This window comes from Serratia sp. CY33802 (assembly GCF_052169095.1).
Taxonomy (GTDB): Bacteria; Pseudomonadota; Gammaproteobacteria; order Enterobacterales; family Enterobacteriaceae; genus Serratia; species Serratia bockelmannii.
This window is the reverse complement of sequence record NZ_JBJNLL010000010.1, coordinates 46,533-70,432: the sequence shown is the minus strand read 5'-3', so window position 1 is coordinate 70,432 and position 23,900 is coordinate 46,533. Positions and strand designations below refer to the sequence as shown.

Sequence of the window (23,900 nt, the reverse complement as noted above, 5' to 3'; positions counted from 1 at the left end):
ACATGCTGAACATCGTTTTATTTGAACCCGAAATTCCACCCAATACCGGCAATATCATCCGCCTGTGCGCCAATACCGGCTTTAATCTGCATCTGATCGAACCGCTGGGTTTTCCGTGGGACGACAAACGCCTGCGCCGCGCCGGGCTGGATTACCATGAGTTCACCCGCGTCCACCGTCATGCCGACTACGCCGCTTTTCTCGCCGCCGAAAATCCGCAGCGGCTGTTTGCCCTCACCACCAAGGGCACGCCGGCGCACAGCGCCGTCAGCTACCAGGCCGGCGACTACCTGCTGTTCGGTCCGGAAACGCGTGGATTGCCTGCCGACATCCTCGATGCGCTGCCCGCGCAGCAAAAAATCCGCATCCCAATGCAGGCGCAAAGCCGCAGCATGAACCTGTCGAATGCCGTATCGGTGGTGGTGTATGAAGCCTGGCGGCAGTTGGACTATGCCGGCGCGCTGATCAAAGCGTAATCCGCGACAACGCGCCATACTGGAAGGGTTAACCTCTCCAGATACGGCACATGGCTTTCATCGCAGATATTGTTACCCAGCTTCGCCGGCTCGAATCGGCGCTGAACGAGGCGCTGTTGCGGCTGCCCCGGCGCAACGCGGCTCGATCGGGCCGCCGCCGAGTTGGGCAAGCTCACGACGCCTCTGCGCGATCTCGAGGTGCTGATCGTCGAATTGGCGCACCATCGCCTCGATTGGCAGGCCAACGTGCGCCAAAGCGATTTTCAGGCCCGCTGCCGCCAACTGCTCGCCAACCCGCTGCTCATCAGCTTCCCTTCGCTATTGCACGCCTGGCCGCACCGCTTTCGCCGCATCGCGCAGCGCCTCGCCAAACACCGTGTGAATCGACGCCTGCAGCGCCAGCAGCGGCAATTACGCCGGGCGTTGGCTGATACCGGCTACGATCGCCACCGTCTGCGGCTGCTGGTCAAACGCCTGCGCTACGCGGCCGAAGCCTACCCGCAACGCCTCCCCCTCTCTCCCGCCGCAATGGCGGGCCTGAAAGCGGTGCAAAACGCCCTCGGCGATTGGCACGACCGGGAGGTCTGGTGCCTGCAGGCAGAACATCAGGCGGATCTCTGGCCCTTGTTGCCCCGATGGCAAGCAGAGTAACACCAGGCGCTGGCCAGAGCGGACGTCTTGCTCGTTGCCTTATCACCCGCACTGGTGGCGAAAACCGGCGGCGCATCACGATCCTGAAAAAAGGCCGCAGCAGGGCACGCCCGGCCCCGAAAATGCCCGATGAGGCGCAGATAATGCGCTATGTTTTGTAAGGGTAATCACCACTCATCATAGGAAACCACATGAAAAAACAACGCTTGAGCGTTGCCATGGCCGTTCTGGCAGCGGGCCTGTTGCTGGCGGGCTGTTCGTCCAAAGTCACCCAAACGTCGCAATATTCGGGCTTCTTGTCCGATTACAGCAAACTGCAGGAAACCACCTCGCCAAGCGGTCATAAAACGCTGCGCTGGGTAGATCCGAGCTACAAGGAATCCAACTATCGCGGTATCTATTTCCAACCGGTGGTCTATTTCCCGGCGGAGAAACCTACGGCGCGCGTCAGCCAGGACACGCTGAACAAGATTAAGGCCTACGCGACCCAGCGAATCAAAACCGCGCTGCAGAACCGCTTTACCATTCTGCCAAGCCCGACGGGCTCGCGCGTTCTGGTGGCCAAACTCGCCATCACCGCCGTTTCGGCCGAAAACGAAGACATGAAGTTCTATGAAGTGGTGCCGGTCGCTGCAGTGGTTGCCAGCACCATGGCGGCTACCGGGCACCGGACGCAAAATACCGCGCTGTATATTGAAGGCGAGTTGATCGACCAGGATACCGGTAAAACGGTGATGGAAGTGGTACGCAAGGCCTACGGTAAAACCGTCAACAACGACAGCACGCCGGTCACGGCGGATGACGTCAAGGCGGCGATCGACGACATCGTTACCGATATCACCCAGTTCCCGAAACAGGGCTGACCGCCGCCTGAAAAACACAGGGGGAGCCAAAGCTCCCCCTGAATGGATACGCAAACGGCGTTCAAATGCCGTCGCCGTACTCGAAACCGTGGTTGGTACCGTTGAAGTATTGGTCCATATCCATCGACGGCGTATCGCTCTCCGGCCGCCCGACGATGCGCGCCGGCACCCCGGCGGCGGTGGTATGCGGCGGCACCGCCTGCAAAACCACCGAACCCGCGCCGATCTTCGCGCCCTTGCCCACTTCGATATTGCCGAGAATTTTGGCGCCGGCGCCAATCATCACCCCTTCGCGGATTTTCGGGTGACGGTCGCCGCTGGTTTTACCGGTACCGCCGAGAGTGACCGACTGCAGGATAGAAACGTTGTTCTCCACCACCGCCGTTTCACCGATCACGATGCCGGTAGCGTGGTCAAGCATGATGCCGCAGCCGATGGTCGCCGCCGGGTGGATGTCCACGCCGAAGGCGACGGAAATTTGATTTTGCAGGTAGATAGCCAGCGCTTGCCGCCCTTGCTGCCACAGCCAATGGCCGATGCGGTAAGCCTGCAGCGCATGGAACCCTTTGAGGTAAAGCAGCGGCGTGGAGTATTTATCGACCGCCGGGTCGCGCAGCCGCACCGCGAGGATATCGCGCGCCGCCGAAACGATCATCTGATTGTCGGACTTGTAGGCCTCTTCCACCACCTCGCGCACCGCGATGGCGGGCATGATCGGCGTTGCCAGCTTGTTGGCCAGCATATAGCTGAGCGCGCTGCCCAGATTCTCGTGCTTGAGCAACGTCGCATGGAAAAAGCTGGCCAGCATCGGTTCACAATCAGCCAGTGCTCGCGCTTCTGATTTAATGCTGTTCCAGACCTGTTCCAACTCTTCTGACGACATCACATACCCCTTTGCCTTGCCAAACGGGCCGCTTCACACGGTAGCGCGGAGCGGCCCAGGTCATTTGCGGGGTCAGCATTCCGCTGCCCCGACATATCGTTTTATGTCACGCGCTGGGTTTTTCGTCCTTTCGGGCTCGCCCCAGCAGGCTCAGCGCCGCTTCGCGGGCGTCTTTATGGCAGTAAAGCACCTGATAAATCTGTTCGGTGATCGGCATTTCCACGCCGTGCCGCTGCGCCAGCGCCAACACCTCTTTGGTATTACGATAGCCCTCGACCACCTGACCGATGCTGTCCTGCGCTTCCTGCACGCCTTTACCTTGCCCCAGCATAATGCCGAAGCGGCGGTTGCGCGATTGGTTGTCCGTGCAGGTTAGCACCAGATCCCCCAGCCCCGCCATGCCCATGAACGTCGAAGGATCGGCGCCCAGCGCAGAACCCAGACGGCTCATTTCCGCCAGCCCGCGCGTAATCAACGCGGTGCGGGCGTTGGCGCCGAAACCGATGCCGTCGGACATGCCAGCGCCGATGGCGATCACATTCTTCACCGCGCCGCCAAGCTGCACGCCGATAAAGTCGGGATTGCTGTAGACGCGGAAGCTCTTGCCGCAGTGCAACAGCTGTTGCAGATCGTCGGCGAACTGCGCATCGGTCGCCGCCAGCGCGATCGCCGTCGGCAGGCCGGCGGCCAGCTCTTTGGCGAACGTCGGCCCGGAGAGCACCGCCAGCGGGATCGTCTCGCCCAGCGCCTCACGCGCCACGTCCTGCAGCAATCGCCCGGTTTCCGCTTCCAACCCCTTGGTGGCCCACACGATGCGGGCGTCCGGGCGCAGATGCGGCTTCAGCTGACGCAGCACGTCGCCAAACACGTGGCTTGGCACCACCACCAGCACGTCGCGGCTGGCCGCCAGCGCACGCGCCAAATCGGCCTCAAGCAGCAGGGTATCGGGGAAAGGAACGTCGGGCAGAAACGCCTGATTGCAGCGATCTTGCTGCAACGTTTGAATTTGCGCGGGGTTGTGCCCCCACAGCACCACGGCATGGCCGTTACGCGCCAGCGTAATGGCCAATGCGGTGCCGTACGAGCCGGCACCGATAACAGTCATTGAAGCATTGACGGTGTTCATCAGGCATCCTGATGTGGTGCGGCACCTTCGCCTTCCGCCTGCTGCTGCAGATAGTTCATGAACAGCGCGTCAAAGTTGACCGGTGCCAAGTTCAGCTGCGGGAATGTACCGCGGGAAACCAGGCTGGTGATGCACTCGCGCGCATACGGGAACAGGATGTTCGGGCAGTATGCACCCAGGCAATGCGCCAGCTGCGTGCCTTCGATACCTGCTACCGAGAAGATGCCCGCCTGTTGCACTTCGCACAGGAACGCGGTCTCTTCGCCCAGGCTCGCCGTCACGGTTACGCGCAGTACCACTTCATACACTTCGTCAGCCAGCTGGCTGGACGCGGTATCCAGATCAAGTTTAACTTCCGGCTGCCATTCCTGCTGGAAAACCTGCGGCGCGTTCGGCGCTTCGAAGGAGATATCCTTGGTATAGATACGTTGGATCTGGAAAGCCATTTCGGTGCTGTTTTGTTCTGACATGTGAGTAATACCCTTGGTTAAACGTCCTTATTGACACTCGGTGAGCCGGCAAGCTGCTTAAAGCAGCGGATCCAGGCCGCCGCGAGCATCGAGTTCATATAAATCATCACAGCCGCCGATATGCCGGCCATCGATGAAAATCTGCGGCACGGTAGTGCGCCCGCTGCGCTCGATCATCACTTCGCGCTTGGCGCTATCGCCGTCGATGGCGATCTCGTTAAACGCCGCGCCCTTGCTGTTCAACAGCGCCTTGGCGCGATGGCAGAACGGACAGGTCGCTTTGGTGTAGATATCAATGTTAGCCATGGATTGCCACCTCAAATAGGTTAAACGGTTACTTACCGCGCACCAGCGGCAGGTTTTCTCCGCTCCAGCCGGCGATGCCGTCTTTCAGCATCGTCACCTTTTCAAAACCGGCCTTGCTCAGGTTCTCCGCCGGCTCGCGGGAGGCGGTGCCGTTGGCGCACACGACGATGATCGGCTGCGCTTTGTGTTTTTCCAGCTCGCCCAGGCTGCCGCTTTTGATTTCGCTGGCGGTCAGGTTGATGGCGCTGGCCAGGTGACCACGGCGGAAATCGTCGCGGCTGCGGGTGTCGACCACCACGGCTTCTTCTTTGTTGATCAGGCGGATAGCTTCACCGCGAGCGATCTCTTTGACCTTGGAGAAACGGCTTTTGAAGGTCATGACGATCACGGCGACCAGCAGAGCGATCCAAGCCAGGCTCAGAATCGGGTGTCTGCTTACGAATGGCATAATTTCTTGCAGCATGGGGTGTAACAACTCCCGTCAGTTAAGGGATAAATAAGTCAAGGTTCCAGAGTATACCTGCCGAGTGCGGCAAATACAGCCAATAAGCAAGCGCGATTGTAGAAACTGCGGGCTGCGCTGAGAAATTCCCGAGGTCAGAGCATAAAAGCCCGCGCGATTCGCCGCAACCTTGATCTCTTTGGGCTATTTCTCGCCGGCGGCGATGTAAAATCAGCCGGTTTTTCGAGGGCGAACAGCCATGCTTGCGGCGGGCGCATGGCTATTCGCAGCTTAAAAAGTTCATAAGAGGTCAATGCAATGTCGAGCAACAAAAAACCGATGGTACTGGTGATCCTGGACGGTTACGGCCACCGTGAGGAGCGGCAGGACAACGCGATCCTGAACGCCGGCACCCCGGTGATGGACCGTCTGTGGCGGGAGCAGCCGCATACGCTGATCGCCGCCTCCGGGCTGGATGTCGGCCTGCCCGACGGCCAAATGGGCAACTCCGAAGTCGGCCACGTCAACCTGGGCGCCGGGCGCATCGTCTACCAGGATCTGACCCGGCTGGACAAAGCGATCGCCGACGGCGACTTCTTCGCCAACCCGGTGCTGACCGCCGCGGTCGATAAAGCCGTAGCGGCCGGCAAGGCGGTGCATATCATGGGCCTGCTGTCGCCGGGCGGCGTGCACAGCCACGAAGAGCACATTCTGGCCATGATCAAGCTGGCCGCCCAACGCGGCGCCAAAGCCGTTTATCTGCATGCCTTCCTCGACGGGCGCGACACGCCGCCGCGCAGCGCCGAAGCCCCGCTGCAACGCTGCCGCGACGCCTTCGCCGCGCTGGGCGTCGGGCGCATCGCCTCGCTGATCGGCCGCTACTACGCGATGGACCGCGACAACCGCTGGGATCGCGTGCAGCTGGCCTATGACCTGCTGACCGCGGCCAAGGGCGACTACGTGGCCGACGATGCGATCGCCGGCCTGCAGGCCGCCTACCAGCGCGGTGAAAACGACGAGTTCGTCAAACCGACCGTCATTCGCGCCGCCGGTGAGGCCGATGCCGCGATGCAGGACGGCGATGCGTTGATCTTCATGAACTTCCGCGCCGACCGCGCGCGCCAGATCACCCGCGCTTTCGTGAACGCGGATTTCGACGGTTTCCCGCGCGCCAAGCGGGTGCAGTTCGGCGATTTCGTGATGCTGACCGAGTACGCCGCCGACATCGCGACCGCCTGCGCCTATCCGCCGGCGTCGCTGGCCAACACCTTCGGCGAATGGCTGATGAAGCACGACAAAACCCAGCTGCGCATCTCGGAAACCGAAAAATACGCCCACGTCACCTTCTTCTATAACGGCGGCGTGGAAGCGCCGTTCAAAGGGGAAGACCGCGTGCTGGTCAATTCGCCGAAGGTCGCCACCTACGATCTGCAGCCGGAGATGAGCGCCGCCGAGCTGACCGACAAACTGCTGAGCGCCATCCGCAGCGGCAAATACGACGCCATTATCTGCAACTACCCGAACGGCGACATGGTGGGGCATACCGGCGTGTATGAAGCAGCGGTCAAAGCGGTGGAGACGCTGGATGCCTGCATCGCCCAGGTGGTTGACGCGGTGCGCGACGTCGACGGCCAACTGCTGATCACCGCCGATCACGGCAACGCCGAGCAGATGCGCGATCCGGCCACCGGCCAGGCGCATACCGCCCACACCAGCCTGCCGGTACCGCTGATTTACGTCGGCAAACCGGCACGGGCGGTCGAAGGCGGCAAGCTTTCGGACATCGCGCCAACCCTGTTAACGCTGATGGGAATGGAAATCCCGCAAGAGATGACTGGTAAGCCGCTGTTCATCGTGGAATAATCCTTCTCCATGAGGGAGAAGGCGTTTTTTGCACTATCAAGGGTAACCCGAAGCGCAAACGCAGGCAGCCGGCCGCTGCCTGAACGCACCGCGCCAAGGACGTTCACCGCCATGTGCGCCAGCGTATTTTGCGCTGGCGTCTTGCTGTTGCCGCTCGCCGGCCAGGCGGCGGAAGACAATAAATCCCAGCTGAAAGACATCCAGCAGAGCATCGCCGAGAAAGAAAAAGCGGTGAAGCAGCAGCAGCAGCAGCGCAGCTCGCTGCAGGATCAGCTGCGTCAGCAGGAAAAAACCATCGCCCAGGCCAGCCGCCAGTTGCGCGACACCCAGGGCACGCTCACCCAGTTGAGCAAGGATATTTCCGGCCTGAACGCCTCGATAGCCAAACTGCAAAAGCAGCAATCGACCCAACAAAACCTCCTCGCCAAACAGCTCGACGCCGCCTTCCGGCAAGGGCAGCACAGCGCCGTGCAGCTGATCCTCAGCGGTGAAGAAAGCCAGCGCAGCGAACGTATTCTGGCCTATTTCGGCTATCTGAACGAAGCGCGCCAGAAAACCATCGAAGAGCTGAAACAGACCCGCGCCGAGCTGGCGAAGCAAAAAACCACGCTGGTGGCCAAACAGGGCCAGCAAAAATCCTTACTGAGCGAACAACAAACACAGCAGCAGAAGCTGGAGCAGGCGCGCGGCGCCCGCAAAAAAACGCTGACCGCGCTGGAAGCCTCGCTGGAAAAAGACCAACAACGCCTGGTGGAACTGCGCCAAAACGAAGCCCGCATGCGCGACAAGATCGCCCGGGCGGAGCGCGAAGCCCGTGCGCGCGCCGAACGCGAAGCGCGTGAAGCGGCCAAAGTGCGCGAACAGGTGCGCATCAAGGAACAGCAGGCGAAGAAAACCGGCACCACCTACAAACCTAGCGAAGCCGATCGCTCGCTGATGGCGCGCACCGGCGGTCTCGGTCGTCCGGCCGGCCAGCTGATGTGGCCGGTACGCGGCCGCACGCTGCACGGCTTTGGCGAACAGCAGCAGGGCGAGCTACGCTGGAAAGGCATGGTGATTGAGGCCCGCGAAGGTAGCGAAGTGAAAGCCGTCGCCGATGGCCGCGTGCTGCTGGCCGACTGGCTGCAAGGCTATGGCCTGATGGTGGTGGTCGAACACGGTAAAGGCGACATGAGCGTGTACGGCTACAACCAAAGCGCGTTGGTCAACGTCGGGGCGCAGGTGCGCGCCGGCCAGCCGATCGCGCTGGTCGGCACCAGCGGCGGCCAGGGAACGCCGTCGCTCTATTTCGAAATCCGTCGTCAGGGACAGGCGGTTAACCCACTGCCGTGGTTGGGAAGATAGATTTGCACTATGTCAAAACCCGTATAGCTCTGTTAATAGGCTGTCTGCTGCAGGTTTACGCTGCGCAGGCAGGAAAACTCTCCATCGTCATCGATGACGTGGGCTACCGCCCTCACGAAGAAAACGCAGTGCTGCAAATGCCAACGGCGATCTCGGTTGCGGTATTGCCCAACGCGCCGCATGCCCGCCTGATGGCCACTCGCGCCCACAGCCAGGGCCGCGAAGTCTTGATCCACATGCCAATGGCGCCGCTCAGCAAGCAGCCGCTGGAGCGCGATACCCTGCAGCCTGCCATGAGCAGCGACGAGATCCAGCGCATCATCCGCAACGCGGTGAACAATGTGCCTTACGCGGTCGGCATGAACAACCACATGGGCAGCGCCATGACCTCCAGCCTGCCGGGCATGCAGAAAGTGATGCAGGCGCTCGAAAGCTACCGCCTGTACTTCCTCGACAGCATGACCATCGGCAACAGCCAGGCGACCCGCGCCGCGGCCGGCACCGGCGTGAAAGTGATCAAACGCAAGGTGTTCCTCGACGATACCGCGAACGAAGCCGACATCCGCCGCCAGTTCAATCGCGCGGTTGAATTGGCGCGGCGCAACGGTTCCGCCATCGCCATCGGGCATCCACGTCCGGCGACGGTGAAAGTGCTGCAGCAGATGCTGCCGTCGCTGCCCGCCGATATCGTGCTGGTCAAACCGAGCGCGCTGCTGAACGAACCGCAGGGCAACGGCGGCGGCAGCTACGTTCCACCGCCGGTCAAACCGCAAAAACCGCAGCCGAAAAATCCGTTCAGCGGTGGCATCAAACAGTGCAAGGTCAAACCGCCGAAGGAAAAAGCCAACGCCGGCACCGCGCTGGGCGTCATCGCCGACAGCATAGCCACCTCGCCGCCGGTGACCTTCATCAAGCGTCATTGGCAACACTGGACGCAAGCCAAACCGCAAGCATAAAAAAAGGCCGGAATTCCGGCCTTTTTCACGTCTGCCGAGATTAATCCCAGCTCAGCACCACTTTACCCGACTTGCCGGAGCGCATGGCGTCGAAGCCCTGCTGGAACTCGTCGATCGAGAAACGGTGGGTGATGATCGGGGTCAAATCCAGGCCGGACTGGATCAGCGCCGCCATCTTGTACCAGGTTTCGAACATTTCGCGGCCGTAAATCCCTTTGATAAACAGCCCTTTGAAGATGACCTGGTTCCAGTCGATCGACATATCCGAAGGCGGAATGCCCAGCATGGCGATGCGTCCGCCGTGGTTCATGGCATTGAGCAGCGTGCGGAACGCCGGCGGCGCGCCGGACATTTCCAGACCGACGTCGAATCCTTCGGTCATACCCAGCTCGGCCATCACGTCGTTGAGGTTTTCCTTACTGACGTTCACCGCGCGGGTCACGCCCATCTTGCGCGCCAGTTCCAGACGGTATTCGTTAACGTCGGTGATCACCACATGGCGGGCGCCGACGTGTTTGCACACCGCCGCCGCCATGATGCCGATCGGGCCGGCGCCGGACACCAGCACGTCTTCCCCGACCAGATCGAACGACAGCGCGGTGTGTACCGCGTTACCGAACGGATCGAAGATCGAAGCCAGTTCGTCGGAGATGTTATCCGGGATCTTGAAGGCGTTGAACGCCGGGATCACCAGGTATTCCGCGAAGCTGCCCGGACGGTTCACGCCCACGCCGACGGTGTTGCGGCACAGGTGCGTGCGGCCGCCGCGGCAGTTGCGGCAGTGGCCGCAGGTGATGTGACCTTCACCGGACACGCGATCGCCGATGCTGAAGCCTTTGACTTCCTGACCGATCGCCACCACTTCGCCCACGTATTCATGGCCGACCACCATCGGAACCGGAATGGTTTTTTGCGACCATTCGTCCCAGTTGTAGATATGCACATCGGTGCCGCAGATCGCGGTTTTGCGGATTTTGATCATGATGTCGTTGTGGCCCAGCTCCGGCTGAGGCACGTCGGTCATCCAAATCCCTTCTTCCGCTTTCAGTTTTGACAGTGCTTTCATGGTTTTACCTTATGCAATAACGCCAAGATCCTTACCGATACGTGTAAACGCCGCCACTGCGCGTTCGATTTGCTCCGGGGTGTGGTCGGCGGACATCTGGGTACGGATGCGCGCCTGGCCTTTCGGCACCACCGGATAGAAGAAACCGGTCACATAGATGCCTTCCTTGAGCAACGCATTGGCGAATTCCTGCGCCAGCTTCGCCTCCCCCAGCATGACCGGGATGATGGCGTGATCGGCGCCGGCCAGGGTGAAGCCGGCGGCGGTCATTTTTTCGCGGAACAGACGCGCGTTGGCCCACAGGCGATCGCGCAGGGCGTCGCCCTCTTCCAGCAGTTCCAGCACTTTGATCGACGCGGCGACGATCGCCGGCGCCAGCGAGTTGGAGAACAGGTACGGACGCGAGCGCTGGCGCAGCCACTCCACCACTTCTTTCTTGGCGGCGGTGTAGCCGCCGGACGCGCCGCCCAGCGCTTTGCCTAACGTACCGGTAATGATATCGACGCGGCCCATCACTTCGCAGTATTCATGGGTGCCGCGCCCGTTGGCGCCGACAAAGCCCACCGCATGGGAGTCATCCACCATCACCAGCGCCTGATACTCGTCCGCCAGATCGCAAACCCCTTTCAGGTTGGCGATTACGCCGTCCATCGAGAATACGCCGTCGGTGGCGATCAGAATGTGCCGCGCGCCGTCGGCTTTGGCCTGTTTCAGCTGCGCGGCCAGCTCGGTCATGTCGTTATTGGCGTAGCGATAGCGCTTGGCCTTACACAGGCGCACGCCGTCGATGATCGACGCGTGGTTCAGCGCATCGGAGATAATCGCGTCTTCCGGGCCGAGCAGGGTTTCGAATAGCCCGCCGTTGGCGTCGAAGCAAGAGGAGTACAGGATCGCGTCTTCCATGCCCAAAAAGGCCGCCAGTTTCTGTTCCAGCTGCTTGTGGCTGTCCTGGGTGCCGCAGATGAAGCGCACCGACGCCATGCCGAAACCGTGGCTGTCCATCCCCGACTTGGCGGCGGCGATGAGCGCCGGATGGTTGGCCAGGCCCAGGTAGTTATTGGCGCAGAAGTTGATCACATGGCTGCCGTCGGCAACGGCGATATCCGCCTGCTGCGCGGAGGTGATGATGCGTTCTTCCTTGAACAGCCCTTCACTGCGAGTGGCGGCAAGCTGTTGTTCCAACTGCTGATAAAAAGACGCTGACATTCGGTTATCTCCAGGATTGGGCTATTTACGGCATATTTTACTGATTTGTAACCAAACTGACGAGAATGCGCGGGAGAGAATATTAAAATTGCAGCAGATATCACGGCAAAAAGCGGACTTCAATGGCAATGCGGGATATTCGGAGCCCTTACGCTGTTTGCCGCGGCATGAAATGCTATGATAACCGCCATTGAGCGTGGGGCATTGTGCCCCGCCAGCAGCTTAGCAGGGGTAACCCAATGATTATCGTCACAGGCGGCGCCGGCATGATCGGCAGCAACATCATTAAGGCACTGAACGACAAGGGATATCGCGATATCCTGGTGGTGGATAACCTGAAAGACGGCACCAAATTCGTCAACCTGGTCGATCTGGATATCGCCGACTATATCGATAAAGAAGACTTTATCGCCAGCATCGTGGCCGGCGACGATCTGGGCGAAATCGAAGCGGTGTTCCACGAAGGCGCCTGCTCCGCGACCACCGAGTGGGACGGCAAGTACATGATGGACAACAACTATCAGTACTCCAAAGATCTGCTGCACTACTGCCTGGATCGCGAAATCCCGTTCCTCTACGCCTCCTCAGCCGCCACTTACGGCGGCCGCGAAGAGTTTATCGAAGAGCGTCAGTATGAAGCGCCGCTCAACGTGTACGGCTACTCCAAATTCCTGTTCGATCAGTACGTGCGTGAGATCCTGCCGGAAGCGGACTCGCAGATCTGCGGCTTCCGCTACTTCAACGTTTACGGCCCGCGCGAAGGCCACAAAGGCAGTATGGCCAGCGTCGCCTTCCACCTGAACACCCAGATCAACCGCGGCGAAAACCCGAAACTGTTCGCCGGCAGCGAAAACTTCAAGCGTGACTTCATCTACGTCGGCGACGTGGCGGCGGTTAACCTGTGGTTCTGGGAAACCGGCAAATCCGGCATCTTCAACTGCGGCACCGGCCGGGCGGAAACCTTCCAGGCGGTGGCCGACGCGGTGGTGGACTTCCATCAGAAAGGCGCGGTGGAATACATCGAGTTCCCGGAAAAGCTGAAGGGCCGCTATCAGGCGTACACCCAGGCCGATCTGACCAAGCTGCGCGCCGCCGGCTACGACGCACCGTTCAAAACGGTCGCCGAAGGCGTGAAAGAGTATATGGCCTGGTTGAACCGCACCGCATAAGCTGAAGGAATTAACGCTGGGTATGAAAATACTGGTTATCGGCCCTTCTTGGGTTGGCGACATGATGATGTCGCAAAGTCTCTATCGCACCCTGAAGGCCGAATACCCGTCGGCGGAGATCGATGTGATGGCGCCGGCCTGGTGCCGTCCGCTGCTGGCGCGCATGCCGGAAGTCAATCAGGCGCTGGCGATGCCGCTGGGCCACGGCGCGCTGGGGCTCGGCGAACGCCGCCGCCTGGGGCGCGCCCTGCGCGCCAACCGTTACGATCGCGCTTACGTTCTGCCCAACTCGTTCAAATCCGCGTTGGTGCCTTTCTTCGCCGATATCCCGCAGCGCACCGGCTGGCGGGGCGAAATGCGCTACGGCCTGCTGAACGACGTCCGCGTGCTCGACAAGGCCGCTTTCCCGCTGATGGTGCAGCGCTATGTGGCGCTGGCCTATGACAAAGGCCGCGTTCAGCGCGCCGACGATCTGCCGCAGCCGCTGCTGTGGCCGCAGCTGCGGGTGAGCGACGAAGAGATCGCCGAAACTACTTCGGCCTTCAACCTGACCGACAGCCGCCCGATCGTCGGCTTCTGCCCAGGCGCGGAGTTCGGCCCCGCCAAGCGCTGGCCGCACTATCACTACGCAGCGCTGGCTCAACGGCTGATCGAGAGCGGCTATCAAATCGCGCTGTTCGGTTCGGCAAAAGACCACGAGGCCGGCGAACAGATCCGCGCCGCGTTGCAGGAAGACGCACGCGATTTCTGCCTTAACCTGGCCGGAAAAACCCAGCTGGAGCAGGCGGTGATCCTGATCGCGGCCTGCCGGGCGGTAGTCAGCAACGACTCCGGTTTAATGCACGTTGCCGCAGCGTTGAACAAACCGCTGATAGCCTTGTACGGCCCAAGCAGCCCCGACTTCACGCCGCCGCTCTCCGACAAGGCGCGGGTTATCCGCTTGATCAGCGGTTATCACAAGGTGCGTAAAGGAGATGCCGAGCAGGGATACCACCAAAGTTTGATCGATATTCAGCCGCAGCAAGTGTTGGATGCGCTGACGCCGTTACTTGTCGCCAGCGAGGAATAGTCATGCAGGTGTTAATCGTAAAAACGTCCTCGATGGGCGATGTGCTGCATACGCTGCCCGCCCTGACCGACGCGCTGCAGGCCATTCCCGATATCCGCTTCGACTGGGTGGTGGAAGAAGGTTTCAGCCAAATCCCCACCTGGCATCCGGCAGTGGATCGCGTGATCCCGGTGGCCATTCGCCGCTGGCGTAAAAATTGGTTCGGCAGCGACACCCGACAGCAGCGCTGCGACTTCAAGCGCGCGCTGCAAGAACGCCATTACGACGTGGTGATCGACGCGCAGGGCCTGATCAAAAGCGCCGCGCTGATCACCCGCGTCGCCAAAGGCAACAAACATGGCCCGGACTGCAAGAGCGCGCGCGAGCCGTTCGCCAGCTGGTTCTACAACGTGCGTCATGAGATAGACAAACAGCAGCACGCGGTGGAACGCACGCGCGAGCTGTTCGCCAAAAGCCTCGGCTACGATAAACCGGGCAGCTACGGCGATTACGCCATCGCCGCGCGTTTTCTCAGCCAGCCGCCGGTCGATGCCGGTCAATATCTGGTGTTTCTGCACGCGACAACCCGTGACGATAAGCATTGGCCGGAGCAGAACTGGCGCGAGCTGATCGCGCTGACGGCCGACAGCGGGCTGAAGATCAAACTGCCGTGGGGCGCAGAGCATGAACATCAGCGCGCGCTACGCTTGGCGGAAGGTTTTCCACATGTCGAAGTGCTGCCGAAGCTCAGCCTGCAGCAGGTGGCCGACGTGCTGGCCGGCGCCAAGGGCGTGGTCTCGGTCGACACCGGACTCAGTCATCTGACCGCCGCGCTCGACAAACCGAACATCACGCTGTTCGGGCCAACCGATCCCGGCCTGATCGGCGGCTACGGGCAAAATCAGCACTCGCTGATTTCGCCGGAAAAAAGCATGGCGACAATTGACGCCGATACGGCATGGCAGGCGTTGCAAAAGGTTATAGCATGAAAAAACTGCACATTATCAACCTGGGTAAAATGGGCGGCGTCGAGCGCCTGTTCCTGCAGTACATCAACGATACCACCGACGACAGCAACCAGGTCCTGTGCATCAGCGGCGACATTGGCGAAGAGATCCGCCGCCAGTTGCCTGCGCATCAGCCCGTCACCTTCGCCAACCGCCTGATCAATGCGCTGCCGCTGCGCTGCCCGCAGTTCCTGCGCAAATTTTTGCTGAAGTGGAAAATCGAGCGGGCCAACGCCGACGTGGTGATCGTCTGGGACCTGGTGCCGGGGCTGGCGGCCAAACCCAAGCGCGGCAAGCTGGTTTACTACGATCATGGCTGCTCCTGGCGTTACCCCAAGAATAAAAAGACGCTGCGTTTCTTCGCCATGCTGGACGGCGTCATTTCCGCCTCACACGCGTCGAAGCGAGTGATGGAGCTGCGCTTTAATCTGCCTTGCCCCAATCACGTGGTGATCAACCGCATCAAGACGCCGGCAGGGATCGACAACACACCGAAAACGCTGTCGCAGCCGGTCCGGATCGGCACGGCCTCACGCCTGGTCAGCCTGAAAGGCATCAGCGTTTCCTTATTGATGATGCAGGAGCTGCTGCGGCGCGGGCATGACGTCACGCTGGAAGTGGCCGGCAAAGGGCCGGATCGCGCGGCGTTCGAGGCGCTGGCGGATCGGCTTCAGCTCGGCGACCGCATCACTTTCAGCGGTTATCAGGATGACGTCGCCGGTTTCTTCAATCGCACGCACATCTACATGAGCACGCCGATCACCGAGCCGTTCGGCTTGTCCTGCATGGAATCGCTCTATTTCGGCGTGCCGGTCATCTTCCCGCAGGTCGACGGCCAGCCGGAAGCGGTGAAAGACGGGGTCTGCGGCATTGGCCTGACGCCGTCGGTCACCATCGAACAGCACCGGCAGCTCACCGATATCGAGGTCGACTTCCCGCATGAGGTCTACGATCCGTTGACCGACAGCCTGGTAGCGCCCAAGCTGCTGTCGCATATCGACTGTGCGGATGCCGTTGAGAAATTGCTGGAGCGAGAAACCTACCAGACTCTGAGCCGAAATGCGCAGCGCTATCCTGCGGAACATTTCAACTATGCTCAGTTCAAAGTTGAATTCGACGACACGCTGCGATCCTTTATCGTTTAATCAACACGTGAGCCGGAAAACACGCCCGATGCTAAAATACAGAACGCCGCACCCTGCCTTCAGCTATCTGATCTATCTGGGGTGCGCCATCGCTTTTTGCACCATCCCTTTCGGTTCCGCGACCGGACGCAATCTGTTTTACGTTTCCAGCTACATCGCCTTTATCGCCGTTTGCCTGTATCCGCGCTACTACTTCAGCAACGTTAGAAATCTGCTGCTGCCCGCGTTGATGTTCAGCGTCGGTATGGGAACCATCCTCTGGATGCATCACTTCAAACAGCCGGGTGACTACATCAATATCTATCGCTCTTATATGTCGACCGGCAAACTGCAGCTCGCGACCGCTTTCATCTTGCTGATTGCGCTCAATGAGCGGTTGTGCGTGCAGCGCCTGTTGATCGTTGTGGCTCTCGTCACCGGTCTGGCGATCAACGGTTATTCGCTCTATCAAGGGCTGCGTCTGGATATCCCGCGCGTAGAGCTCAACTTCGATCGCGCCACGGTCGCCGCCTACCTGATGACCGCCATCGATCTGGTCATGATGCAAGCCATCCTGATGCTGCGCACCCGCTACCGTCTGGTGTTGTACATTGCGGCATTCCTGCTGTCCTTCTCTGCGCTGGTGCTCACCGGCACCCGCGCGGCGATGCTGGTCTACCCGGTGGCGATTTGTCTGTCGCTGCTGGCCACCAAGCAACTGGTTTCCAGAAAACACAAGCTCGCGTTGATGGCCTCGGTACCGCTGCTGCTCGTAGCCTGCGGCCTGGTGTTTAAACCGCAGATAGAAGAACGCATTCAGGCCTTTGAGACCGATATGCGTCTGATGGATCAGCCACAGACTGAAAACTCGATCATTTCACGGCTGTCGATGCAAACGCTGGCATGGCGTACCGGCTCACAAGCCCCCTGGGGCCAATCCGCCGAACAGCGCGGCGAAGAGATCCGTGCGATGGTCGCACAGCAACCTCGCCTGTCTGGCGTTATGCCCTATATCAACGTCCACCTGCACAACGAGCTGCTGGAAACCTATTCGCTCAAGGGCGTCTGGGGCGTACTGCTGCTGCTGGCACTCTATGTCTGCCTGTTCTTCTCTTCGTTCCGGCCGCAGCGCAACGCGCTGTTGCTGAGCGTGAGCGCCAGCCTGTTCGTTTACGGGCTGAGCGACGTCATCTTCTTCAGCACGGAAGGCACCGCCATGTTCTGTCTGGCGCTGATCGCCGGAGTGCTCTCCGTGGCGAGACAGACTTCCACACAGGAGCAGGCCGCGTGAACATTCAGCCACCGCTGCTCAGCGTTATCGTGCCGTTTTATAATAACGAAGCGTTCATCATCGCTGCGCTGGATTCGTTATTTACGCAGATTTCTGATGATATTGAGGTGGTGATCATCGACGATGGCTCTACCGATGCGTCGGGGGCGCTGGTCAGCCGGTATCTGGCGCAGCGGCAGCATCCGCAGGTGGCTTTTATTTCTCAGGCCAACGGCGGTATTGCGCACGCCCGCAATGTCGGCCTGCAGCAAGCCACCGGGCGCTACGTCACCTTTCTCGACGGCGACGATCTGCTAAGCGACGACTATCTGGCGATCCTGAATCCCCTGCTGATCGCCGGTGAGTATGACCTGATCGATTTTAATTATCAGAAGTTCACCGAACAACCGCCGAAATCCGAGAACCGCGCGACGCAGCCCATAGCCTACGACTTTTCATCGTTGGGGCTGAGCTGCCTGCAACCGCTGTTCGCGCGCTCAATGTGGCATCTCTGGAGCCGGGTATATAAACGCACGCTGCTGGCAGGGGAAGCGTTCGAAGACGGCAGGCGCTATGAAGACGTGATTTTCACGCCTTTTCAGTATTTCAAAACTCGCCGCATCGCCCATCTTGACTGCGAGCTCTACTTCTATCGGGACAACAGCCAGGGCATCACCCGCAATATCAAATCCAAAGATATTGAAGATCTGCTGTTCGCCATGGAGAAGATGCTGCGTTTTGTGGCGCAGCATCCCGGGGATGAGCCGCTGCGCCGGTTGGCCGCCCTGATGCTGGCCAACTGCTTTTCCGAGGTGAAAAGCATGTCGAAAGCGGTGTACGGGTATTATCATTACGCGCCGGCAACGCTGCACATTTTGCGCCGCGCCGCCGCTGTCTGCCGCAACAGCGACGTGCCGGGCAAAAAAGTCCGTCAGATGCGCTATGCGCGAGTGGATACCTTGCTTTCGAAGCTGCGCGGGCGCAGGCCGCGCTAACCGCATCGGCCTCGCGGCCGATGCGTCGCCGCACCTTTAGCGCGCTAAAGGCACGTGCGCGACCAGTTCGTCATAAATCCGCTGCGGTTGAATAACCCCCATCGGGCTTTCCGCCTCCAGCGGCATCGTATAGCCGGTACGCGACACCTGAATGATGCGGTGCAGTTCAGGATCCTGAATCGGCCCGGTGGAGCGTGAATCGGCGGTCACGAACAGGCTGATGGTTTTCACCTTCAACGCCACCGCCAGATGCAGCGGCCCGGTGTCGCCGGTGACAAGAACATGGAAACTGTCGAGCAACGTCAGCAAGCCTTGCAGCCCCGTTTTGCCGATCTGGTTATCCACGCAGGCCTGCGTTTGCGGGCCGATCAAGCTCATAAACTGTTTGGCCTTGCCGTCGTCAAAAGGCGCACCAATCAGCACGATGCGTACATTGGGGTGCTTCGCCACCAGCTCATCGGCCAGCCGCGCATAGTGTGAAACCGGCCAGCAACGCGACTCCGTAGATGCCCCCAATTGAAACCCGATGGTGGGGTGGTCGCTGCTTTTGACGCCGCGCTGATAATCCACGGGAATTTCCATCGTCGGATCGTCGCTGCGGCAACCTAAAATGGAAATCAGCTCCAGCTTGCGGCGCACGAAGTGGCCGTAATAATGGAAGACATAGTTGGTCAGCCAAGGCTCCAGCCCGCAAATGCCCGAGCTGTAGTTATCGCGGATAATGTACTTCGCCCCGGCCAGTACGGCGCTGATGATGTCATAAGGCAGATGGGAGTGCAGGATCAGCGCCAAATCCGGCTGATGTTCGCGCAGCGATTTCAGCAACGGGCGTATCGTCTTGATCTTGCTGTCCCAATACACCACGCGATCGTAATAGCGGCCGTTTTCCACCAGCTCGCGGTTTTTCTTGTGCACCACCAGCGTGATGTGCGCGTTGGGGTAGCGTTCCCGCATCGCCCTCAATGCCGGCGTGTTGAACATGAAGTCGCCCAACGCCGTGGTGGAATAGATGACGATATTGTCAAATTGCTGGGCGCCGTCGAACGTCGCCTTGTCCTGAAAACGGCCGTACTTCGCCGTATAGCGCCGCAAGAACCAGTCGGCAACCTTGATTTTCCATTTCTTCGACATGTGCGTGCTTAGTTCGCTTTAAGTTGATAATACTCGGCCAGCGTCATGCCCACCGTGCGCTGCTGCAGCCAGTCAAACAGCTGCTCCAGATCGCGGTACAGCACTTCGATATCCTGTTCAGTTTTGAACGTCGGGCTGCCGCCCGGCATAAACTCGGAGGAGTGCAGCATAAACTCGACGTAGTCATGCCCCTGCGCCAGCGACGTCTCGGCCACGCTGATCATCTTGGCCACGTTGCCGCCACTCGGCCGCAGCCAGTTGACGGACGGCGAACGGCGCTTGCCGCGCAGCCGATCATAGCCCTGCTTGAACGCATTCATCAGCGCCGAATGCTTGTACTGGATGCTCATCGGCACTTCCAGCAGCGCCGAAGCGCCCGGCTTGGCGATGTTCTGCGGATCGATGAAATAGGCCTGCGACGGGAACCGGCTGTAATCGGTACCGCCGTTGCCCTGCGGGTTACCCGGCGAAAACTGCCAGTTGACCCGCGGCGTCACCGAACAGTCCACCTGATAGCCGTATTCCAGCAGCAGTGAGGCATAGTATTCGTTGAACGCCCAACGGCCGGCGCGATGGCTAAGCATTTTGGTCTGGAAGGCATCTTCCAGCAGCTTGGTCATGTGATCGACCTTGGCGCGGATCTGATCGGCGGGATACTCGATCAAATAAGGCTTGTGGCGCCAGTCATCGTCGGTCAGCGGCGTCAACGGCGGGCTGTTCCAGGCGTGCAGGTGCATGCCGACCTCGCCGGCGTCGCGGGCGATCACGTCGCGCGCGAACTCGACGTAAGCCGGGTCCATCGCCATTTCATAGTTGGTGAGATAAACCGGCTTGAAGGCGTATTTCTCGCACAGCGCCTGAAAGCGCGGCAAGAAACGCGTGTTTTCGGTCGCGATGCGATCGTGGTTTTGCCACAGATTATCGCCTTCGGTATCAATGGTGATGAGAAACGCCGGTTTAGTCATGAATATCGAGCCTGATATCAACAGAATGCACTATGTTACGCAGGCCGTTTCGCCAGGGCAAACGACTTTGCTGCCTGGTTTGGACAACGTTGAAGCGCATTCGTCCCCGGCTCGGCGATTTTTTTGCGGCCCGGCAAGAAAACCGTGCAACAGTAGCCACATGCGATCGGGTCATTTAGAATCAAAGATTGGTTTCCCAGAAAGCGACTCATGATGAACGACGCGCCAGCACTAACTTCCGCCCCATCCGTACAGCGTATTTTGATCATAAAACTGCGCCATCACGGCGATATGCTGCTGGTCACGCCGGTCATCAGCAGCCTGCGGCAAAACTACCCGCAGGCGCAGATCGATGTGCTGCTGTATCAGGAAACGCAGGAGATGCTGGCCAGTAATCCGGAACTGTCGACGCTGTTCGCCATCGACCGCCAATGGAAGAAACAGGGCGTCCGCGCGCATCTGGGGCACGAGCTGGCGCTGCTGCGCCGCCTGAAGGCGCAGCGCTACGATCTGGTGGTCAATCTGGCCGATCAGTGGCGCAGCGCCATCATCACGCGCCTGACCGGCGCGCGCATCCGTTTGGGCTTCGATTTCCCCAAACGTCGCGGCTTCCTGTGGCGCCACTGTCACACGCAGCTGGTGCCGGTCGACAATCACGCCCACCTGCATACCGTCGAACAAAATCTCTCGTTGCTGGCGCCGCTGAACCTGCCCACGCTCAATGAGCATGTCACCATGAGTTACGATCCGCAGGATTGGCAGACCTGTGAGCAACGGTTGCAGAAACAGGGCGTCGCCGGCAGTTATATTGTGGTGCAGCCCACCTCGCGCTGGTTCTTCAAATGCTGGAGCGAAGAGAAAATGGCCGCCACCCTCACCGCCTTGCAGGCCGACGGACACCAGTTGGTGATCACCTCCGGCCCCGACGCCAGAGAACAAGCCATGGTAGAGCGCATTTTGGCGCTCTGCCCGCCGCAGGGCGTAATCTCGTTGGCCGGCCAGCTGACGCTGCGCCAACTGGCCGCCCTGATTGATCACGCCAAGCTGTTTATCGGCGTGGATTCAGTGCCGATGCACATGGCCGCCGCGCTGCAAACGCCGTGCGTGGCGCTGTTCGGCCCTTCCAAGCTGACTTTCTGGCGGCCGTGGCAGGCTACCGGCGCCGTGATCTGGGCCGGCGACTTCGGCGAACTGCCCGATCCGGACGCCATTGATACCGGCACAGACGAACGGTATCTCGACCTTATTCCTACAGACGCGGTGATTGCAGCCGCGCGGAGCACGCTGGCATGAAAGCATTTCGTTTGGCGATCGTTCGCCAAAAATACCGCCCGGACGGCGGAGCCGAACGTTTCGTTTCCCGCGCCCTGGAAGCGCTGGAACAACAGGATCTCGATCTGAACGTCATCACCCGCGAATGGCAAGGTGACGCCAATCCCAACTGGCACATTCACCTGTGCAATCCGTTAAAGCTCGGCCGCATCAGCCGCGAACGGGGCTTCGCCGTGGCGGCCAGGGCGCTGTGGCAGAAAGAGCGCTTCGATCTGGTGCAAAGCCACGAACGCATTCCCGGCTGCGACATCTACCGCGCCGGCGACGGCGTACACCGCCGCTGGCTGCTGCAACGCGCGCGTCTGCTGCCAGAGTGGCGCCGCAAGTGGCTGTTCTCCAACCGCTATCACCGCTATGTGATGTGCGCCGAACGCGCCATGTACGCCGCGCCGGAGCTGAAAGCCGTCATCTGCAACGCCGAGATGATCAAGCAGGAAATCATCGCCGACTTTGGCGTGCCCGCCGACAAAATCACGGTGATCTATAACGCCATCGACAACCAAAAGTTCCCGCCCGCCGACGAGGCCCAGCGCCGGCGTCTGCGCGAGCAATATCAGATCCCGCAACAGGCGCACTGCCTGGTCTTCGTCGGCTCCGGTTTCGAGCGCAAAGGGCTGGCCGCCGCCATCCGCGCCGTGGCGGTGACCGACAGCCACCTCCTGGTGGTCGGTAAAGACAAGGCCGAAAAACGCTACCGGGCGCTGGCGCAGTCGCTGGGCTGCGGCGATCGCATTCACTTTATGGGCGTGCAGAAACAGACCTTGCCGTTCTATCAGGCCGCGGACGCGCTGCTGCTGCCGACGCTGTACGATCCGTTCCCGAATGTGATTCTGGAAGCGATGTCCTGCGGCCTGCCGGTTATCACCAGCACCACCTGCGGCGGCGCCGAGTTTATCACCCCGGGCCAGAACGGCTTCGTGACCGACGCGCTCGACGTGCCGGCCATCACGGAAGCCATTCGGGCGCTGCCGCGCCAGGCGCTGGGATCCTCCATGGGCGAAGCGGCAAGATTGCGCATTATGACGGCTACGCCGGCGCATCTCTCCGAACAGCTCATTTCCCTCTATAACCGGTTACTGGATTAGCTATGCGTATTCTGATGATCATCGATGGCCTGCCGGGAGGCGGCGCGGAAAAAGTGGTGCTGACCCTGTGCCAGGGCATGCAGCAACAGGGGCATGACGTCAGTCTGATCTCGCTGCGTGACGTCTGCAATTACCCTATCCCGTCAGGCATTGATTATCAGGTGGTGGCCGATCGCAGCCGTGCCCCCTGGCGCAAGCTGACCGAGCTGTCGCGCCGCGCCACCGCGCTGGATCGGGAGATAGCCGAACACGAGCGCCAACACGGCGCGTTCGATCTGGTGTTCTCCAACCTGCACAAAACCGATCGCATCGTCAGCCGCAGCAAGCGGCTGGCTTCGGATCGCCTGTGGTTCTGCATTCACGGCATTCTCTCCACCTCCTACCTCGGCCACCGCAAAGGCCTGGATCGCTGGCTCAAGCAACGTAAAATCGCCAACGTTTACCAGGGGAGAAATATCGTCGCCGTTTCACAGGCGGTCGGCGGCGATCTGCAGCAGAATTTGCCGATCCGCCCGCGTCGGCTGGCGGTCATCAATAACCCGTTCGACATCGACGCCATCCGGCAACAGGCGGCGGCACCTTGCGAACTGGCCGGTCAGGACTATCTGGTGCACGTCGGCCGCTTTCACGCCACCAAGCGGCATGACCGCCTGCTGAAAGCCTATGTGCAATCCGGTATTCAGGCGCCGCTGGCTTTGATCGGCACCGGGGATGACGCCCGCGTCGCCGAGGTCAAGCGTCTGGCGGCAGACTTGGGTATCGCAGAGCGCGTGCTATTCCTCGGTTTCCAGGCCAATCCCTATCCGTTTATCCGCCATGCCTCGCTGTTGGTGCTCAGCTCCGATAGCGAAGGGTTTGGCAATGTGCTGGTAGAATCGCTGTTGTGCGGCACGCCGGTGGTTAGCACCCGCTGTCCGGGCGGCCCTGCGGAAATTCTGGAAAAAGCCGGCATGGCTAACGCGTTGGCGGAATTAAACGAAGCGTCGCTGGCAGAAAAAATGGCGGAAATTTACGCCAATCCGCCACAGATAAATCAACAGCAATTGCTGAACTATGGGCTGGACCCTATTTGCCGTCAATATATTGAGCTGAAAGAAAAATAATAAAAAAATAAATAAGGCA

24 protein-coding genes are annotated in these 23,900 nt (G+C 60.2%); 15 read left to right on the top strand and 9 right to left on the bottom strand.

Annotated features, from left to right (window positions below; genetic code table 11):
- The first annotated feature begins 2 nt into the window (after positions 1-2).
- From trmL to ACJ8HA_RS22200, 3 genes are all read left to right on the top strand, one after another.
- The gene (trmL, locus tag ACJ8HA_RS22210) at positions 3-476 is read left to right on the top strand and encodes a tRNA (uridine(34)/cytosine(34)/5-carboxymethylaminomethyluridine(34)-2'-O)-methyltransferase TrmL (RefSeq protein ID WP_025304673.1); all 474 of its coding nucleotides are present in this window, start codon (positions 3-5) and stop codon (positions 474-476) included.
- Between the two features lie 162 nt (positions 477-638).
- Positions 639-1,127 (top strand): CHAD domain-containing protein, encoded by a 489-nt coding sequence (locus tag ACJ8HA_RS22205; RefSeq protein WP_442515522.1) that lies wholly within the window; start codon positions 639-641, stop codon positions 1,125-1,127.
- A gap of 191 nt (positions 1,128-1,318) precedes the next feature.
- Positions 1,319-1,990, top strand: a complete 672-nt coding sequence (locus ACJ8HA_RS22200; RefSeq protein ID WP_025304675.1) for a DUF3313 domain-containing protein — start codon at positions 1,319-1,321, stop codon at positions 1,988-1,990.
- Between the two features lie 61 nt (positions 1,991-2,051).
- Here ACJ8HA_RS22200 and cysE read toward each other — a convergent pair whose 3' ends face one another.
- From cysE to ACJ8HA_RS22175, 5 genes are all read right to left on the bottom strand, one after another.
- Positions 2,052-2,873, bottom strand: a complete 822-nt coding sequence (gene cysE, locus ACJ8HA_RS22195) for a serine O-acetyltransferase (protein WP_025304676.1) — start codon at positions 2,871-2,873, stop codon at positions 2,052-2,054.
- A 106-nt stretch (positions 2,874-2,979) separates the two neighbouring features.
- Positions 2,980-3,999, bottom strand: coding sequence for an NAD(P)H-dependent glycerol-3-phosphate dehydrogenase (gpsA, locus tag ACJ8HA_RS22190; RefSeq protein ID WP_025304677.1), 1,020 nt, complete (start codon positions 3,997-3,999; stop codon positions 2,980-2,982).
- Positions 3,999-4,469, bottom strand: a complete 471-nt coding sequence (secB, locus tag ACJ8HA_RS22185; protein WP_025304678.1) for a protein-export chaperone SecB — start codon at positions 4,467-4,469, stop codon at positions 3,999-4,001. Before secB ends, gpsA begins: the two co-directional genes overlap by 1 nt.
- Before the next feature lie 57 nt (positions 4,470-4,526).
- Positions 4,527-4,775, bottom strand: coding sequence for a glutaredoxin 3 (gene grxC / locus ACJ8HA_RS22180; RefSeq protein ID WP_019452217.1), 249 nt, complete (start codon positions 4,773-4,775; stop codon positions 4,527-4,529).
- Between the two features lie 28 nt (positions 4,776-4,803).
- Positions 4,804-5,238: a rhodanese-like domain-containing protein gene (locus ACJ8HA_RS22175; RefSeq protein WP_016929700.1), complete on the bottom strand. Its 435-nt coding sequence runs from the start codon at positions 5,236-5,238 to the stop codon at positions 4,804-4,806.
- A 297-nt stretch (positions 5,239-5,535) separates the two neighbouring features.
- Between ACJ8HA_RS22175 and gpmM the strand changes: the two genes are divergently transcribed.
- From gpmM to ACJ8HA_RS22160, 3 genes are read left to right on the top strand one after another with little or no spacing between them, the layout of a single operon-like run.
- Positions 5,536-7,080, top strand: a complete 1,545-nt coding sequence (gpmM, locus tag ACJ8HA_RS22170) for a 2,3-bisphosphoglycerate-independent phosphoglycerate mutase (protein ID WP_043141013.1) — start codon at positions 5,536-5,538, stop codon at positions 7,078-7,080.
- A 9-nt stretch (positions 7,081-7,089) separates the two neighbouring features.
- Positions 7,090-8,424, top strand: coding sequence for a murein hydrolase activator EnvC (gene envC, locus ACJ8HA_RS22165; RefSeq protein WP_025304680.1), 1,335 nt, complete (start codon positions 7,090-7,092; stop codon positions 8,422-8,424).
- A gap of 2 nt (positions 8,425-8,426) precedes the next feature.
- Entirely contained in the window at positions 8,427-9,380 is a 954-nt protein-coding gene (locus ACJ8HA_RS22160) for a divergent polysaccharide deacetylase family protein (RefSeq protein WP_442515521.1), read from the top strand.
- A 40-nt stretch (positions 9,381-9,420) separates the two neighbouring features.
- Here ACJ8HA_RS22160 and tdh read toward each other — a convergent pair whose 3' ends face one another.
- Positions 9,421-10,446 carry an L-threonine 3-dehydrogenase gene (gene tdh, locus ACJ8HA_RS22155; protein WP_025304682.1) on the bottom strand — a complete coding sequence of 342 codons (1,026 nt, stop codon included), beginning with the start codon at positions 10,444-10,446 and terminating at the stop codon, positions 9,421-9,423.
- A 9-nt stretch (positions 10,447-10,455) separates the two neighbouring features.
- The gene (kbl, locus tag ACJ8HA_RS22150) at positions 10,456-11,652 is read right to left on the bottom strand and encodes a glycine C-acetyltransferase (protein WP_004931154.1); all 1,197 of its coding nucleotides are present in this window, start codon (positions 11,650-11,652) and stop codon (positions 10,456-10,458) included.
- 239 nt (positions 11,653-11,891) lie between these two features.
- On the opposite strand from kbl, the gene rfaD reads away from it, so the two are divergent.
- From rfaD to ACJ8HA_RS22120, 6 genes are read left to right on the top strand one after another with little or no spacing between them, the layout of a single operon-like run.
- On the top strand, positions 11,892-12,821 hold the full coding sequence (gene rfaD / locus ACJ8HA_RS22145) for an ADP-glyceromanno-heptose 6-epimerase (RefSeq protein WP_025304683.1): 930 nt from the start codon (positions 11,892-11,894) through the stop codon (positions 12,819-12,821).
- A 22-nt stretch (positions 12,822-12,843) separates the two neighbouring features.
- Positions 12,844-13,890: an ADP-heptose--LPS heptosyltransferase RfaF gene (gene rfaF, locus ACJ8HA_RS22140; RefSeq protein ID WP_025304684.1), complete on the top strand. Its 1,047-nt coding sequence runs from the start codon at positions 12,844-12,846 to the stop codon at positions 13,888-13,890.
- 2 nt (positions 13,891-13,892) lie between these two features.
- Positions 13,893-14,858, top strand: a complete 966-nt coding sequence (gene rfaC / locus ACJ8HA_RS22135; RefSeq protein ID WP_025304685.1) for a lipopolysaccharide heptosyltransferase RfaC — start codon at positions 13,893-13,895, stop codon at positions 14,856-14,858.
- Positions 14,855-16,021 carry a glycosyltransferase family 4 protein gene (locus ACJ8HA_RS22130; RefSeq protein WP_043141021.1) on the top strand — a complete coding sequence of 389 codons (1,167 nt, stop codon included), beginning with the start codon at positions 14,855-14,857 and terminating at the stop codon, positions 16,019-16,021. The genes rfaC and ACJ8HA_RS22130 overlap by 4 nt, the downstream gene beginning before the upstream one ends.
- 28 nt (positions 16,022-16,049) lie before the next feature.
- Positions 16,050-17,291, top strand: coding sequence for an O-antigen ligase family protein (locus ACJ8HA_RS22125; protein WP_043141024.1), 1,242 nt, complete (start codon positions 16,050-16,052; stop codon positions 17,289-17,291).
- The gene (locus ACJ8HA_RS22120; RefSeq protein WP_442515520.1) at positions 17,288-18,265 is read left to right on the top strand and encodes a glycosyltransferase; all 978 of its coding nucleotides are present in this window, start codon (positions 17,288-17,290) and stop codon (positions 18,263-18,265) included. The genes ACJ8HA_RS22125 and ACJ8HA_RS22120 overlap by 4 nt, the downstream gene beginning before the upstream one ends.
- Before the next feature lie 36 nt (positions 18,266-18,301).
- On the opposite strand, the gene ACJ8HA_RS22115 is transcribed toward ACJ8HA_RS22120, so the two are convergent.
- Positions 18,302-19,396, bottom strand: coding sequence for a glycosyltransferase family 9 protein (locus ACJ8HA_RS22115; RefSeq protein WP_025304689.1), 1,095 nt, complete (start codon positions 19,394-19,396; stop codon positions 18,302-18,304).
- Positions 19,397-19,404: 8 nt separating this feature from the next.
- Complete coding sequence (locus ACJ8HA_RS22110) at positions 19,405-20,361, bottom strand: polysaccharide deacetylase family protein (RefSeq protein ID WP_025304690.1); 957 nt, start codon at positions 20,359-20,361, stop codon at positions 19,405-19,407.
- A gap of 210 nt (positions 20,362-20,571) precedes the next feature.
- Here ACJ8HA_RS22110 and rfaQ point away from each other — a divergent pair, with 210 nt between their 5' ends.
- Genes rfaQ through ACJ8HA_RS22095 form a run of 3 tightly spaced genes read left to right on the top strand, consistent with a single transcriptional unit; the run spans position 20,572 to position 23,881 of the window.
- On the top strand, positions 20,572-21,654 hold the full coding sequence (gene rfaQ / locus ACJ8HA_RS22105) for a putative lipopolysaccharide heptosyltransferase III (protein ID WP_043141032.1): 1,083 nt from the start codon (positions 20,572-20,574) through the stop codon (positions 21,652-21,654).
- Positions 21,651-22,778: a glycosyltransferase family 4 protein gene (locus ACJ8HA_RS22100; RefSeq protein WP_043141035.1), complete on the top strand. Its 1,128-nt coding sequence runs from the start codon at positions 21,651-21,653 to the stop codon at positions 22,776-22,778. The genes rfaQ and ACJ8HA_RS22100 overlap by 4 nt, the downstream gene beginning before the upstream one ends.
- Positions 22,779-22,780: 2 nt before the next feature.
- A complete protein-coding gene (locus tag ACJ8HA_RS22095; RefSeq protein ID WP_442515519.1) occupies positions 22,781-23,881 on the top strand; it encodes a glycosyltransferase in 1,101 nt (366 codons plus the stop codon).
- Positions 23,882-23,900 lie beyond the last annotated feature (19 nt).